9 protein-coding genes are annotated in these 14,734 nt (G+C 43.5%); 1 reads left to right on the top strand and 8 read right to left on the bottom strand.

Annotation, left to right across the window (positions count from 1 at the left end):
• Positions 1 to 228: 228 nt before the first annotated feature.
• Positions 229 to 1,389 carry a M23 family metallopeptidase gene (locus CGB83_RS07615; protein WP_100075253.1) on the top strand — a complete coding sequence of 387 codons (1,161 nt, stop codon included), beginning with the start codon at positions 229 to 231 and terminating at the stop codon, positions 1,387 to 1,389.
• Positions 1,390 to 1,478: 89 nt separating this feature from the next.
• Here CGB83_RS07615 and CGB83_RS07620 read toward each other — a convergent pair whose 3' ends face one another.
• From CGB83_RS07620 to CGB83_RS07655, 8 genes are all read right to left on the bottom strand, one after another.
• Complete coding sequence (locus CGB83_RS07620; RefSeq protein WP_100075254.1) at positions 1,479 to 2,321, bottom strand: SH3 domain-containing protein; 843 nt, start codon at positions 2,319 to 2,321, stop codon at positions 1,479 to 1,481.
• Positions 2,322 to 2,340: 19 nt separating this feature from the next.
• A complete protein-coding gene (prmA, locus tag CGB83_RS07625) occupies positions 2,341 to 3,168 on the bottom strand; it encodes a 50S ribosomal protein L11 methyltransferase (RefSeq protein ID WP_100075255.1) in 828 nt (275 codons plus the stop codon).
• A gap of 201 nt (positions 3,169 to 3,369) precedes the next feature.
• The gene (locus CGB83_RS07630; protein WP_100075256.1) at positions 3,370 to 4,083 is read right to left on the bottom strand and encodes a 3-ketoacyl-ACP reductase; all 714 of its coding nucleotides are present in this window, start codon (positions 4,081 to 4,083) and stop codon (positions 3,370 to 3,372) included.
• A 246-nt stretch (positions 4,084 to 4,329) separates the two neighbouring features.
• The gene (locus CGB83_RS07635; RefSeq protein ID WP_228420130.1) at positions 4,330 to 5,913 is read right to left on the bottom strand and encodes a calcineurin-like phosphoesterase C-terminal domain-containing protein; all 1,584 of its coding nucleotides are present in this window, start codon (positions 5,911 to 5,913) and stop codon (positions 4,330 to 4,332) included.
• Positions 5,914 to 5,942: 29 nt separating this feature from the next.
• Positions 5,943 to 7,391: a SusD/RagB family nutrient-binding outer membrane lipoprotein gene (locus CGB83_RS07640; RefSeq protein WP_100075258.1), complete on the bottom strand. Its 1,449-nt coding sequence runs from the start codon at positions 7,389 to 7,391 to the stop codon at positions 5,943 to 5,945.
• A gap of 11 nt (positions 7,392 to 7,402) precedes the next feature.
• Positions 7,403 to 10,375 (bottom strand): SusC/RagA family TonB-linked outer membrane protein, encoded by a 2,973-nt coding sequence (locus tag CGB83_RS07645; RefSeq protein WP_100075259.1) that lies wholly within the window; start codon positions 10,373 to 10,375, stop codon positions 7,403 to 7,405.
• 311 nt (positions 10,376 to 10,686) lie between these two features.
• Positions 10,687 to 11,433 carry a glycerophosphodiester phosphodiesterase gene (locus tag CGB83_RS07650; RefSeq protein ID WP_100075260.1) on the bottom strand — a complete coding sequence of 249 codons (747 nt, stop codon included), beginning with the start codon at positions 11,431 to 11,433 and terminating at the stop codon, positions 10,687 to 10,689.
• Positions 11,434 to 11,496: 63 nt separating this feature from the next.
• Positions 11,497 to 14,577, bottom strand: a complete 3,081-nt coding sequence (locus CGB83_RS07655; protein ID WP_100075261.1) for a TonB-dependent receptor — start codon at positions 14,575 to 14,577, stop codon at positions 11,497 to 11,499.
• Positions 14,578 to 14,734: the final 157 nt, after the last annotated feature.

The raw sequence follows: 14,734 nt of genomic DNA on the forward strand, positions 1-14,734 counted from the left end.
GAGTTTTTTATTTTTTGGGTATTAATACTTAAGGAATTAGAGCATTCATATGATAATCGGGACGGCCAAAAGTTCGAATCCGAAATCCAATGAAGCCAATGATTCCCTGTTTACTTAATCCTGCCATTACATTATGGATCGTTGTTTCTAACGGCAGACCAAACTGATTGGGATTTTTCATGTAATGAAATCACCATAACAGTTGTCTTACAGATAAATAATTATCATATGAAGAATATCGGTCAAAAAATACCCTTCCTGGTTTTCATGATATTCAGCCTTATTTCTTTGAACAGATTAAGCGCGCAGAATTTATCTGTAAAAACAAACCCAACAAAACCTTTTTCATTTCCCCTTCATCTGGAAATGCGCGTCCCATTTGATCCTACTGCGTTTCAGAACAGAGAAAAGACGTTCCTGATCTATGAACTTTACCTGACGAACTTCAGCTCTTCACCCATCCGCCTCCAGCGCATTGAGCTGCTCGACGAAAACAAAAAAAACGGCAATCCTTTAGTCTCTTTTGACTCGATTCAACTCAAAACCATGGTGAAAACCTTCGGTGAAGACCTTCAGGATGGCTACCTGAGTATTCGGGGCGGCCAAAGTGCTGTGGTATATGTAGAGGCAAAAATGGATAAAGGCATGGTTTTTCCAGACAAAATAGCACACAGGGTTGTGACGGAAGATAATTCTTTGGAAGGAGCAGAAATCAGGACACACGCCACAAAACTACAGGTTTTTACACCTCCGGTAGGAGGCTCCGACTGGATTGCTGCTGATGGTCCCGGAAATAGCGTTGATAACCATCACCGAAGGGGAAATATAATTCTTGGAGGCCGGGCAGTGAATTCAAGGCGTTTTGCCATTGACTGGAAAAAGGTTAAAGACAGCATATCCTTTTCAGGCGACCCAAAAAACGTCCGTTCCTATTTTTGCTATGGCGAAAAGATCTTTGCTGTTGCTGACGGTACCATCATCAGCGCCACAGACGGGTTACCGGATAATATCCCCGGTCACGGAAAAGAATTCCATCCGGCGGTTCCGCTGACCTTTGAAAATCTTCCCGGCAACCACATCGTGATTGATCTGGGAAACGGACATTACGCATATTATATGCATATGAAACCAGGCAGCTTACGGGTTAAAACAGGAGATCATGTCCGTAAAGGTCAGTTATTAGGCAACATCGGTAACTCCGGAGATGCCCGGGAACCGCATCTGCATTTTGAGGTGACTAATTCTCCGCAGCTTCTTCTGGGAGAAGGCGTCCCTTATATTATTGATTATTACCGCTTGGGATACCAGAAAGGATTTGATGATGTTCGCACCCATGAATTACCTAAAGAAAAGGAAATTGTTGATTTTGAAAAGCCGGATAAAAAATAAAGCCTCCATACTAACATTGCGTTCACCTATTCCATAAAAAATCCCCTGAAAAGCATGCTGCCTTTCAGGGGATTTTATGTAGAGTATATTTATTTCAGCGTAAAGCCATTGCCATCCCAAACGTAGGTCTTCGAAGATCTTTTCTTCTTTTCCCGGTCCTGGTCATCCCGCTCCATTTCTTCCATTTTCAGGATAAAAGCATTGGGGATACCGCCTTTATCATTGGGAAAAATAAATTTCTCATCGTGATAATACACATCGGCATCGCCTACATTCATCAGCTGTGGAAGCGCAATGAGCTTCTGATCCTTGAAGAGTATATACTGGTCATACCCCGGAATCCCGCACGCTTCCCCGGAAACAGAAGCTTTCAGGGTAAACAGCACCTCTTTGAGTTTGTGATTGCTTTCAATAGTGAAAGTCGCATAACTCAGGCTTTCAGCAGAACCGGTATCAAAAGTTACCTCACTGACCAGACGGTTCCCCTGTATGGCCCTGATTGCAGCAATATTCTGTTTATACACCTGATTAAACTGTTTATCCGTTCTGTCAATGGTTTTGGAAATCCCGAACAGAAAATCATATCCGTCTTTATTTCGGTATCCTATGGCCAGGTTTCCGCCCCAGATATACCCATCTTTCGTTTCACCATTTTTCTGATAAGATACTTTATACCAGTTTGCAGCCCTTTCTCCCAGTTGGAGAGCAACAGGTTCTTTTTGAAGAACTAAAACCTGCTGATTGGATGGCAGGGAATCTGACACCGGTGCCTTGACATCCGGCGATTGACGCACACGCGCCCAGTCGGTAAAGACCTTTTGCGGTTTATGGTCTTCAAAATTAAAGACTCCGTTGGAATAGGTATATTCCTGTTCCTGAGCGGAAACCACCCGGACCAGGCCTATCAGCAGAAAAGTGAATAAAGATTTCATACGGTTATCTTTTAAGCGTTTATTTTTTAAGCAGCAGGCTTACCCATTCTTCCCGCTGAAGCTGCTTCAGCAGCTCAAGTCCGTTTTCTTTGCACACTTCCATAATATCAGCCACATCAAAGAAGCACAACCCTGAAAGCAACAGCAACCCGCCTTCATTGAGCACATTGACATAGGTAGGGATATCGGAAATCAGGATATTACGGTTGATATTGGCCAGAATGATATCAAAGTGCTCTTTACCCAGATTGTCGGCCGTACCGAGTTCAATATCCAGCTCCACTCCATTCCGAACTGCATTTTCTTTTGAATTTTCTACCGACCACTCATCGATGTCAATGGCTTTTGTATCGCCGGCTCCGATCTGTTTGGCATAGATAGCCAGCACAGAAGTCCCACAGCCCATATCAAGCACTTTCTTTCCCTTAAAATCCATGTCCATCATCTGCTGGATCATCAGATGGGTCGTAGGGTGATGCCCGGTTCCGAAAGACATTTTCGGCTGGATGATGATTTCATGCATGCCCGGAACGGATTCATGGAATTCTGCACGGATCAATACTTTATCATCGATATTGATGGGCTCAAAATTCTTTTCCCATTCTTCATTCCAATTGATGTTCGGCATTTCCTGAAAAGTATATTCTATCTGTACATTTTCATTTTCAAAAAGCGGCAGGGCCTTTAAATCTTCTTCATTGAACGCCTCTTTCTGGATGTATCCCAAAATTCCGTCGATCTCTTCCGTAAAGCTGTCGAAACCTATTTCAATAAGTTCTGCCATGAGGATTTCATTCCAGGGCTGAAGCGGGGAAATCTTGAAACTGAATTCTAAATAATTTTGCATGTGAGTAATTTACTGCAAAAATAAAACTAGTTTTTTGATTTACGGTTTTAATTGTATAGAACAGAAGTTTTTTGTCTCAATATAAGGAATTGACAATTTGATAGGTGATGAATGATGATTGATAATTGATATGTGGTGGTATTTAGGAAAGCATAAAAAAACAGCGAACCGGGGCCCGCTGTTTTTATTCTGAGCTTTGTTTTATGGATTGGTTGAGAAAATGGAGCCATTGGCAATCAGCGCTCTTCTGTTCATTTTCAGGATATCCCTCACCCATTCTGCAAAATCTTCCGGCTGAAGCACTTTTTCCGGATTCCCGTCCGTAAGGCCGCCCTGGATGCTCATATCCGATGCAATGGTACTCGGCGTAAGGGTAATGACACGGATGTTCCGCTTTCTCCATTCTGCCATCATCGACTGGGACAATGATACTACGGCAGCTTTGGAAGCAGCATATGCAGACATATTCGGGCCACCCTTCAGTCCGGCCGTTGAAGCTACGTTCACAATATCGCCCTGCCCTTTTTCCTTCATGAAAGGATACACGGCTTTCGCAGCATAATACACGCCGAACAGGTTGGTTTTGATAACCTGCTCCCAGGTTTCGGAAGACATTTCTTCAATACTGCCGAAATCTCCGATCCCTGCATTGTTTACCAGAATATCGACGCTTCCAAGGGTTTCAGCCAGTGTAGCAATTCCTTTACGGACAGCCTGCTCATCATCAATGCTGAAAACAGCATAGGTAGCATGTACACCCAGCCTGGTAAGCTCCTCCACCGTATTTTTAAGATTATCTTCATTTCTTCCGGTAATCGCTATATTGACTCCTTCATGAGCCAGTGCCAGTGCAACGGCTTTTCCAAGCCCTCTTCCGCCACCGGTAACAATGGCATTTTTTCCTTTTAAGTTCATTGTATTCCTAATTTTTACATGTTTACACAAATTTACGAAAGGGATTTGTGTAAATACAGATTAGCGATGATGTTTTTCAACACACTACTACATTATGCTGATTTCCAGCAACAAACCTTATTAAGACTGAGCAACTATCAGACTATTTCGCTCAACTGCAGGCTTTTGTATTGTAATCTAACAAACAACAAAACCGGTCTTTTTCACGACCGGTTTCACTTGAAAGTATAGTAAAAAATGAAAAAATTAAGGAATAAGGATCGGGTTCTGAACCTCGAATTCTTCTGAAGCAGTAAACGGGTTGCCGAACATATCTGTTGCCCTGATCTCAACTTTATGTTTCCCTAAAGCCAGTTTCTTAGGAAAGTCTCCTGTCCAGATATGTTTTGACATTTCCGGATTGGACGGCCTTCTTCCAGGAAAAATAGTTGTAGTCGTATCCCATTTGAAAACCGACATGGCAAAATTTGGATCCACGGTTTCGTCGTACTGCATGGCTTCCCATTGGCCTCCGTCTATCCTGTATTCCACTTTGTCCTTCCTGCTTCCCATGAAGAAATTGGCCAGGATTTTTGCCGATGTTCTTGAAGGAAACGGAATCACTTTAGGAACATACAGATTAACCTGGTAATCTTCCGGTTTTCCTGCCGTTTTATACTTGATCGTATAATCATTATCATTAAAGCTGATGAATGAATATCCCTTCGCCGTACCATCCCTCATGGTGGATGTTGGCAACCCCAGGTCATCAGAAGTTCCGGACCACCAGTCGCCGCAGGTGGTTCCAGCATTATATTCATGAAGGTCTTTAGCCCCGTTCCATCCGGTTTCCTTTCCATAGAAAAGCTGCTTCTGGATGTGGGTATGTGCAGAAAGCAATAAAGCATTTTTAAACGGAGCCAGGTAGTCAAACAACTTCTGACGGTCAGCATTCCTGAAATTCTCTTCTTTGGTCTTTTCCAGAGGAATATGGAACGAAACGACGATCAGTTTGTTCTTATCCACCAGTTTCAGGTCGTTCTCAATAAATTTAACCTGGTCTTCGCGGAACCCTCCCCAATATCCTTTTCCGTCTCTCGGGTCCGGATACAGGATGTTATCCAGCACAATGAAGTGGACGTTTCCGTAATTGAAGGAATAGTTGGCCGGACCGAAATTAGATTCAAACGTTTCATCCGAAAGCGAATCTTCTTTGGCCTCATAATTCATATCGTGGTTGCCCATCACATTATACCACGGAAGCCCGATTTCTTTCATGACATCCGCATAGGGTTTCTGCAGGCTTAGATCATCCCATACCAAATCTCCCAGGCTGATTCCCAGCACAGCTTTTTTCTTATTCCCTTTAACTTCATTTACAATAGCTCTCCTGAAATAATCCAGCTCTTTTTCGCTATGCGGCTGAGGGTCCCCGAATACAAGAATATCGAAATTTTTGCTTTCATTCTGCCTGTACAGGCCGAAATTCAGCTCCTTAGGGAGCTCCCCTGTAGGTGCGGAACCTCTGTATTTAAAGTCAGCCGGCGAACCATTGGGCTTATACTGGTAATAATATAGCGGAAGATTATTGGTATTGACAGGCGTCATATATCCGGAAGGCTTGATCACGAAGATGGTCTGCCCGTCCTGAACCGGTAAGCTGTATCTCCCGTTTTTATCGGTCAGCACCACCTGGACCCCATTGGAAACAGCGACTCCTTCAATTCCTTTTTCACGGTTTTCTTTCTTCTGGTTTTTATTCCCGTCCTCATATACATATCCTGAAACGGAAGCCTGTGAGAATGCCATCGCAGAGATCAGCAGGCAGGGCATTAAAAATCGTTTATTCATGTTGCTTGTTTAGATTAATTGTTTGTAACTTATTTATTCCACCACACTTTGATGTTGATATCATCCCCTCCCATCTGCTGTACTGCATTCTGGTAGCTGTCCGTATTCAGGATTTTAGGATTGGGAGGATACATCAGCCTTTGAGGGAGGTTACCGTTGTTAAGAAGGCCTCCGTTGTTGGGAAGCACAGGGAATCCTGTCCTTCTTTTTTCAAACCACTGCTGCTGGTCTACAAAAAACAGCGCCACATATTTCTGAAGCATAATTCTTTGCAGGGTCCCATTATAAGCGACATTGGCATTGGAGAAATAATTGGCCGGAACGGTTGCTCCCCATTGTTCAATGATCGCCTTCACCCCATTTTCATAATACGTCTGTGCACTTCCCTGAATAATTCCTTTGAAAGCAAGCTCTGAAAGGATGAACTGGAGCTCTGCATACGGATAGATCAGGATTTTAAGCGGTGCTTTGGCTAAATTCTGGTTCATATTCGAAGGCTGGTAATTGAATACCGTTCCGAACTGATACCCGGAAGGTGCCCCTTTGTACCCGATGTTTGCATTGCTCAGGTTTTTAGCCTGGGAGAAAAACATAGACATGCGAGGGTCATTGTTGGATTTCAGGGTCTCCACGAAGAATTCTGAAGCCGCCCTGCCCGTCGTAAAATCCTGTGGCCTTGTAATAGGGGGAAGCAATGGTGAAACTCCTGAAATATCCAGTTTTGCCGTATCATTATTGCTTTGAAACAAAGGATAAGTGGCAGGATCACTTATAATTTCCTGAATCCTCTGGTATACATTGACTTCGCCATTTTTACTGAGGATCCTTGTCAGCAATCTCAATGAAAGAGAGTTGCAGAATTTTTTCCAGTTCAGGATTCCATTGGCATCCGTTTCAGCTTTATAGAAAAGATCGCTGCCATTGAGTGGTTTTGTGGTCACAAAAAGTGCATTGGCAGCTTTCAGGTCATCCAGCAGTTTTACATAAATATCCTTCTGTCGGTCAAATTTAGGCTGCGATATGCCGTCATCTAGCTTTGACGCTTCACTAAAAGGCACATCTCCATACGTATCTGTAAGGTTGGAATAGATCCACGCATTGAGCACCATAGAAATGGCCCGGTAATTAGGATCATTATCCCTTTCAGCGGCACGTCTCATATCCTGGATCTGCATCAGCCATTTATAGCTGTTGTTCCAGAATCCTGCCCCGGTATTTTCAGTGATATAATAACGGCTGAGAGAGTTGCCTTCATTGGGGAAATCCAGGGAAACCTGCATGATATCAAAGGTGAAATCATTGGCCCTCATATAATTGAACGAAGCAAGGTTGTACTGTATCGGAACCAGCAATTTGGCTGCAATCGGGTCGCTGATCCTGCTGGAATCCACATTCACTTCATCCAGGTCCCTGTCACAGGAAACTGAAATAAACCCTATCCCTGCGATCAAAACTATATTGAATAATAACTTTTTCATGACTTTAAAATTTAGAATTTAACATTTAGCTGGATACCTACCGTCCTTGCCGTTGGCAGCTGTCCTATTTCCACTCCAGAAGTGATCTGGCTGTCATTAAGCGTGGCCACTTCCGGATCGAAGAGCGGGAACTTCGTCCACATCCACAGGTTTCTTCCGAACAGGGCCAGGGTGAGGTCCGTGATTTTCAGCTCATCGGTAACGCTTTTCGGGAAAGAATAGGAAATCCGCGCATCCCTTAGCTTGACAAATGAAGTATCGAAGGAATTCGTTTCCACATTGGCTCTTCTGTAGTAATCTGCATAGTAAGTAGATACCGGAATGCCTTTCGTATTCGGGGAATATGATCCGTCCGCGTTCTGCACGACCCCTTCACCTACGATCAGGCCGCCGGGATTATCCCTTCCGATCAGCGTATGGGTAAGCTTACCCTGTTCCGTCATCTTATGGTGGGACTGAGAGTAACCGATCCCTTTGTACTGTCCGTCAAAAGAAAAGCTAATGGTGAAGTTTCTGTACCTGAAGTCGTTCTGTATTCCTGCCCTCCATTTCGGGTAGGCATTACCGATCTTTTTAGTTTTGGTAGGTTTGGCAGTAAGCCCATCACTTCCGAACACTACCTGTCCGTCCGGTGAATACATAAGTCCGTAACCGTACATATCACCCAGCGATCCGCCGACTACGGCATTGTAGTAGACTACGCCTCCTACACTTCCCATGATATAAGGCTCGCCCTGGAACTCTTCAGGAAGAGACATGATTGTATTCCTGTTCATGGACCAGTTGGCATTAACGCTCCATGAGAAATTTTTGTTTTTAACAGGATATGTATTTAAGGTCATTTCAAGGCCGCGGTTCCTGATCTCCCCGGCATTGATTACCCTGCTGCTGTATCCTGTTTCCCACAAGGCCGGGATCCTGATGATCTGGTTTTTATTGTTATTCTGGTAGGCCGTGATGCTATAGCTGATCCTGTTTTTAATAATGCTGAAATCCATACCGGCCTCCATATTCGTGAGCATTTCAGGTTTCAGGTTAGGGTTCGGATATAAGGAAGGGGATTCCACAGAACCGTTGAAATTACTGTTGTTGTAGTATTTCAGCAACATATAAGGATTGGTATCGTTTCCTACCCTGGACCATGATGCCCTTAGTTTCCAGTAATTGAAGTTGTTGGAAGATAAATTGAAAATATCGGAAAGGATAACGGAAGTTGCCGCCGAAGGATAAAAGTAAGACCTGTTCTCCTTAGGAAGCGTACTGCTCCAGTCATTTCTTGCGGTTAAATCCAGGAACACTTTGTTTTTGTAGCTGATATTCACCAATCCGTAGGTACTGTTTACCTGACGGTCTCCGGGAGCGGCAATTTTATTGATGTTTGCAATTCCGTTCGGAAGGGTATACACTCCGGGTCTCAGCAATCCGTCTGCGATATAATCACCCATGGTATATTCAAGGTAACGGATGTTTCCTCCTGCAGAAGCGCTGAAATCAAAATCTTTAAACTTGTTTTTATAGGTAAACAGGATGTCATTGTTCATATCCATCTGCTTGATGTGCTGCTCCCTGTACATCCCCTGGAGGTAGTTGGCAGAGCTCCAAGGCCTTTTCTGGGTACGTTCTTCATTCGTCAGCTCAAGCCCTGACCTCAGCATGACCTCAAAGTTCTTGGTGAATTTGTAATTAAGGTTCACATTTCCGGTGATGAAGTGCTTATCTACGCCGTTCAGCATTTCATAAGCGATGAGATAAGGATTATCAATGTATGAACTGAACGGGTGGATCTGGTCGATCTGGTATTGGCCTTTCTTCCAGATCGGCGAGTACCAGGCAAGGTCTACGTTCGGGTTCTGGAAAATCATAAAGTATGAGATGGATTGGTTGCTGTATCCCGTAGCCGGAAGGTTATCACTGGATGTTTTGCTGTAGTTGAATTTCACCCCGACTTTCAGCTTTTCATTCAGTTTGTGATCAAAGGAAAGCGCGGCATTCAGCCTGTCGAATCCGGTGTTGGGCATCATCCATTCATTTTTCAGATAGGTGAGTGAAGTTCTGAATGAGGTATTTTCATTGGAACTTTCCAACGCAACGTTGTTGGAAAAGGTAGTCCCTGTCTGCCAGAATCCTTTGATGTTATCTTTGTACGGCCTCCACAGCTGACGCTGAAGGCTCTGCCCTTCCACGGTAGGATCATACTGAAAGTAAGACTGTCCGGCGAATTTAGGTCCGAATGCACTGCTGGTGGAACCGGTGTTGACCCCGTCTGCCGAAGCGCCGTATGAGTAGTAATAATTCCCGGAGGCATCCTTCTGCATGGTTCCCTGCCCGTATTCATACTGATAATCCGGCCATTTCAGTACCGTATCGTAGCTTGAATAAGAATTCAGCGTAATCTGGATCTTTCCTTTTTTGGTTTTCCCTGATTTCGTGGTGATCATGATCGCTCCTCCGGCTCCCCGGGATCCGTATAATGCGGCAGCTGTAGAACCCTTCAGTACGGTAATGGATTCTATATCGTCTGGGTTGATGGTATTAAGCCCGTTCCCGTAATCAATCGGCAAGTCTGCTTTGGAACCTGCACCGTAAGCCGAGAAACCTGTTCCCGTCGTGGTTCCGTTCAGCGGAACACCATCTACGACAATCAGGGCATTGTTCTGGTCCATGTTCATGGAAATATCTCCACGAAGCTTGATCAATGCACTTCCCAGCGGGCCGGCTCCGGCGGTCTGGATCTTTAGTCCGGCCACTTTTCCTTCCAGGGATTGTGCCCAGTTGTTGTTCTGGGTCCTCAGGATTTCTTCAGAGTTGATCTTTTCAGCTACATATCCCAAAGACTTATCATTCCTTTTGATCCCCAAAGCAGTCACCACTACCTCATCAATATTTTTGATCGTGTCTTTTTTAATTTTTTGCTGAGCCGAAAGATTGACGCTTACCAATCCTAACAGCGATAAAACCAACAGCTTGTGTGTCTCTTTACGCATATTATTTTTGTTTGCGCAAAATTAGAATGACATGACGAGTATGGCTTTAACAGCGTTTTAACATTTATTAAATAATTATTAAACGAAATATGAATTTATCTTTAACACAAATGCATACTATCTTGATTGACTATACATTAAAATCATTAATAGTTTTTAATATAAAATATTTAAAATTTTAACCTATATTAAACAGACACCATATTTCCATAAGCATTCATTATCTATAGCCATGGTATGCAATGCATTAGCTTATCATAAAAAATCCTGTTTCTCTTCAGAAACAGGATGGTTACTATATGAACTTAATGTTATTTATTCTTCAGCTGATCAGGAATATTGGTCGTCACGAATTTGATTCCCTGACTTTTCAACTGCTGGTAAATTGCCGGATCATTAACGGTCCATGCATTGGTAATCAGTCCCAGCGCATTGGCTTCGGCAATCCAGGTGGGATTTTTCGCGAAAATACTGTAGTGGTAATCGATACCGTCCAGGCCTTCATCTTTAACCTGCTCCGGTGAAAGCTCCCCATTCAGGTACTGAACTTTGAATTTCGGTTCTATTTTCTTGATTTCCTTGCAGATATTCAGGCTGAATGAAATGAACTGGCTCTGGTCTTCCAGCTTCATATCCTTTACCATTTCGATGGTTTTTCGTACCAGTTCATCTTCAAGTTCCTTTGTTTTTGCAGGCTTGATTTCAATGATCAGCTGCAAGGCTTTATCCTTCTTTCCTTTTTTAAGGTAGCTTTTTAACGTAGGAAACTTTTCACCGTTGGACAGGTCCTCCTCTTCAAGCTGCCTGAAATTGGTTTCCGAAATTTCCATCTTTCCGTGGTGTTCATCATGGTTGACCACCAGTACACCGTCTTTGGTCATGCGCACATCAAATTCAGAGCCGTAGATCTTTAACTTCTGCGCATTCTGCAGCGACTGAAGTGAATTTTCTGTTGTGGGAGGCTGCGTCTGCCAATACCCTCTGTGTGCAACGACCTGAGTTTGTGCCTTCATAAGGACTGTACTTAATATGGTGATACCTAAAATAAAATTCTTCATAATACAAAATTAAACAATTAAAAATCTTATGCCATCGCAGGCTTTATGAAAATAATATTAAATTTAAAAAGTATATTTTGCACCCAACTGGATCTGGTAAGGGTTTCCGCTTAGCGGAGCCAGACCGCTCGTATTCAGGTTATACTTAAATTGCTTCACGGCAGCATCGAATCCTGTAATTCTGTACAGCGACATATTTCCGTATGATTTGTTGACCCCCCATTCTTTGTTCAGCAGGTTGGCTACGTTAAAAATATCTACAGAAAGCTCAAATCCCCCGATTTTCTCAAACTTGATCTTTTTTGCTATACGGACATCCCATACTCCGTAGAATCCGTTTTTACCGCCATTACGTTCAGCAATTGTATTGTTGTAATCCGTAATGTAATTCTTCAATGCTTTACCTACTTCAGGATTATCCAGCAAAGTCTGGGTGAGGTTCGGGAAAATATAAGCCAGATCGTTTGAATCTACAAAATCCCCGTTAACGTTTCCTCCTGCCGTCATAGAAAACCGCGTCCCTCCGATTCCTGAATACCTGATCCCTACCGTAAATCCGGCGAAAGTAGGCGAGTTCCCGTACAGCACCACTTTATTACGGAACTGATTGTCAGAATAGGTCATTTTAAGGTTTCTCGGATCGCTTTCGATCATCGTAAACAAAGTAGCGGAATTCGCTACATTTCCGTTATAGGATGTATTATCCTTTATATCAGACCAAGTATAACTCATCGTTATTTCCCCATCTTTGAAATAGCGGTAACTGGTATCCAGCACAAAGGAGAACTGGTTGACTTTTCCGTCACTCACCAATTCCAGTACACGGCCGAAATTCTGGTTGATCCTTCCTTCTTTCCAGTTCATGGTTCCGTTGGCATTGACCGTATTTAAAGGAACAAATACGCCCCTTCCTCCTTCATTATCCAAGGTAAAGTAAGGATTGGCCACCATATTCCTGTCATAATAGAAATAGTTGTTTCTTCCCAGTGCCGCATAGCCTGCAATCCCTGCCCTCCATCTTTCGTTGAAGAAATGGGTATAGGAAATATTGGCTTTATACACCAATGGGATCTTCGCGTCCTTTCCGGTATAATTGATGGTCGGTAACTGATATTGTGACAGGGTAGGAACCGTGTTGTAATCATTCCTGTACCCTGCAAAATCAGGAGTAATGCCTATGGCGGTCGGGTTAACATCTACCGTTGCCAGGTGCCTGCCGTCAAACACCAGGTTATTGATAATCATATAATTATTGATGTCCGAAGAGAATATTCCTGCTCCGAACCTCAGGAAATCTTTATTGCCTTCATTGATGTTCCAGTCAAACTGAAATCTCGGCTGGATGATGAATGACCGGATCTGGTTGTCTGTCCGTATCCCCATCTCATCATAGAGTTTCTGGTTCAGTTCAGCTTTAGGGTACCCTCCGTAATCGAATCTCAGACCGGCCATCAGATCCAGTCCTTTAGCGATCTTCGTCTGAATCTGCCCATACAAACCGATATTCCAGATGTCAGATTTTACCGATGGATCTGCTACGAGCGGAACTTCCCTGTAAAACCTGTATGGTGTCAGATTATTGAAGTTATCCGTTCCTAAAAACTGGAACCTCCCGTTGACCTCACTTCCGTAAACAGATTTTGCATGGGTATACATCAGGTCTGCCCCGAAAGTGTATTTGATCTTGTCTGTATTATAATAAAGGTTATCTACGATCTGGAATACATTGTTCCTGAAACTTTCCTGCCCGAAACGGTGTCCACCGATCTGGATATTGGTCGTCAGATTAGTCCCGTCGATCGTGGATGGCACCCTTTCAACGATTGCTCTGGGAACCGGATGACCAAGCTGATCATTCTGGTAGCTGTCCTGGAATGTATAGAGGTACTGACCTTTCAGTTCGTTGGTCAGGTTAGGCTTCAGGTTGGACCGTAAAGTTAAGAGTAAGCTATTGTCAAGGTTTCTGTCGTTTCCGTAAGATTCAAAAAAGTTGATAGCAGTATTGTCTACCAGGCCGTTCTTATTCAGATCGTAGGTAAAGTTGTCTCTCAGGGTAAGCAAATGTTTAGGGCTGATCTGCCAGTCAAGGCGTAGGAACCCGGCATCAGAATTCCTTACTTTATCAAAAGTCCCGAACTGCGGGGAACTTCCCACGCCGTATTTGTCTCTTGCAATGTTCAGGATATTGTTCAGGGTTTCATTGGTTACATTAAACCGCAAAGCATCTTCTTTGGTTTGCACATCGGCGATAATCAGTGGCCTGGAATCCAGCTGATGGTCCCATGCCGCAAAAAAATGCAGCTTGTTTTTAATGATCGGGCCGCCGAGTGAGAACCCGAACTGCGAAGTGGAAAAGTCATTGGTCCTTACGTTTCCCCTGATGTCATATTTGCTGGACAGCCATCCTGTTCTCAGGTATTCCCAGGCGCTTCCTGAAAATGTATTGGTTCCTGATTTCGTTACCGCACTGATGGTTCCTCCTCCGCTTCTTCCTAATGTTACATCATACTGGTTGGTTACAATTTTGAATTCCCTTACCGCTTCAATCGAAATGGAATACGGTGCACCGCTCCGGCTGGTGGTAGACCCTGCAGAAGTCGGGTTTTTGGCAGTCATCCCGTCAATGGTAAAATTAGTAGAGGAACCCAACTGCCCGGATAAATTTCCGCCTTTTCCGCTTAGAGGAGAAAGCTCGGTGAGACTGGTAAAGTTCCTTCCGTTTACTGGCAAAATGCCGATATTCTTCGCGGTAACGGCCGTAGCTGCCCCAAGGTTACCGATTTTATTCTTGAGGTTACCGGAAATAACCACTTCTTCAATAGCCTTCTCGTTTCCAAGATTCATGTTCACGGTCACTTGGTCACCGAGGTTAAGCATATACCCTTCCCTCTTATCATCATTGACGATTACCGTATAAGGTCCGCCAAGAGGAATTTCTTTAAAGATATATTCCCCTTTTGAGTTGGTTTCAGTCTCTGTACGGAAACCGGTAGATTCATTAATGATAGTCACTTTCACCTTGTCCTGCGCTTTATTATTGACGCCTGTTACCTTCCCAACGATAGCCGCCTGGGTAGTCTGCGCATAACTGAGCGTGCCCAGACCCAAAAACAACAATCCCAATACAATCTTTACTTTTCTCATATTCAAAAATTAACTGAGTGCAAAGCTATGACAGTATTCCAGGCGCCTGTTTAAGGGAATTTTAACATTTCTTGAATTAAATTATAACAGGATGTTACATCATTTTAAACATCCATTTTTATCATGAACACAATCAAATCATTAGTATATGTTACAG

Origin of the sequence: Chryseobacterium camelliae (genome assembly GCF_002770595.1) — a bacterium.
Taxonomy (GTDB): domain Bacteria; phylum Bacteroidota; class Bacteroidia; order Flavobacteriales; family Weeksellaceae; genus Chryseobacterium; species Chryseobacterium camelliae.

What these genes read in the sequence shown, in the direction of transcription:
- CGB83_RS07615 (WP_100075253.1), top strand. Translation starts at nt 229, where the DNA reads ATGAAGAATATCGGTCAAAAAATACCCTTCCTGGTTTTCATGATATTC.
- CGB83_RS07630 (WP_100075256.1), bottom strand. Translation starts at nt 4,083, where the DNA reads ATGAACTTAAAAGGAAAAAATGCCATTGTTACCGGTGGCGGAAGAGGG.
- CGB83_RS07655 (WP_100075261.1), bottom strand. Translation starts at nt 14,577, where the DNA reads ATGAGAAAAGTAAAGATTGTATTGGGATTGTTGTTTTTGGGTCTGGGC.
- prmA (WP_100075255.1), bottom strand. Translation starts at nt 3,168, where the DNA reads ATGCAAAATTATTTAGAATTCAGTTTCAAGATTTCCCCGCTTCAGCCC.
- CGB83_RS07640 (WP_100075258.1), bottom strand. Translation starts at nt 7,391, where the DNA reads ATGAAAAAGTTATTATTCAATATAGTTTTGATCGCAGGGATAGGGTTT.
- CGB83_RS07620 (WP_100075254.1), bottom strand. Translation starts at nt 2,321, where the DNA reads ATGAAATCTTTATTCACTTTTCTGCTGATAGGCCTGGTCCGGGTGGTT.
- CGB83_RS07635 (WP_228420130.1), bottom strand. Translation starts at nt 5,913, where the DNA reads ATGAATAAACGATTTTTAATGCCCTGCCTGCTGATCTCTGCGATGGCA.
- CGB83_RS07645 (WP_100075259.1), bottom strand. Translation starts at nt 10,375, where the DNA reads ATGCGTAAAGAGACACACAAGCTGTTGGTTTTATCGCTGTTAGGATTG.
- CGB83_RS07650 (WP_100075260.1), bottom strand. Translation starts at nt 11,433, where the DNA reads ATGAAGAATTTTATTTTAGGTATCACCATATTAAGTACAGTCCTTATG.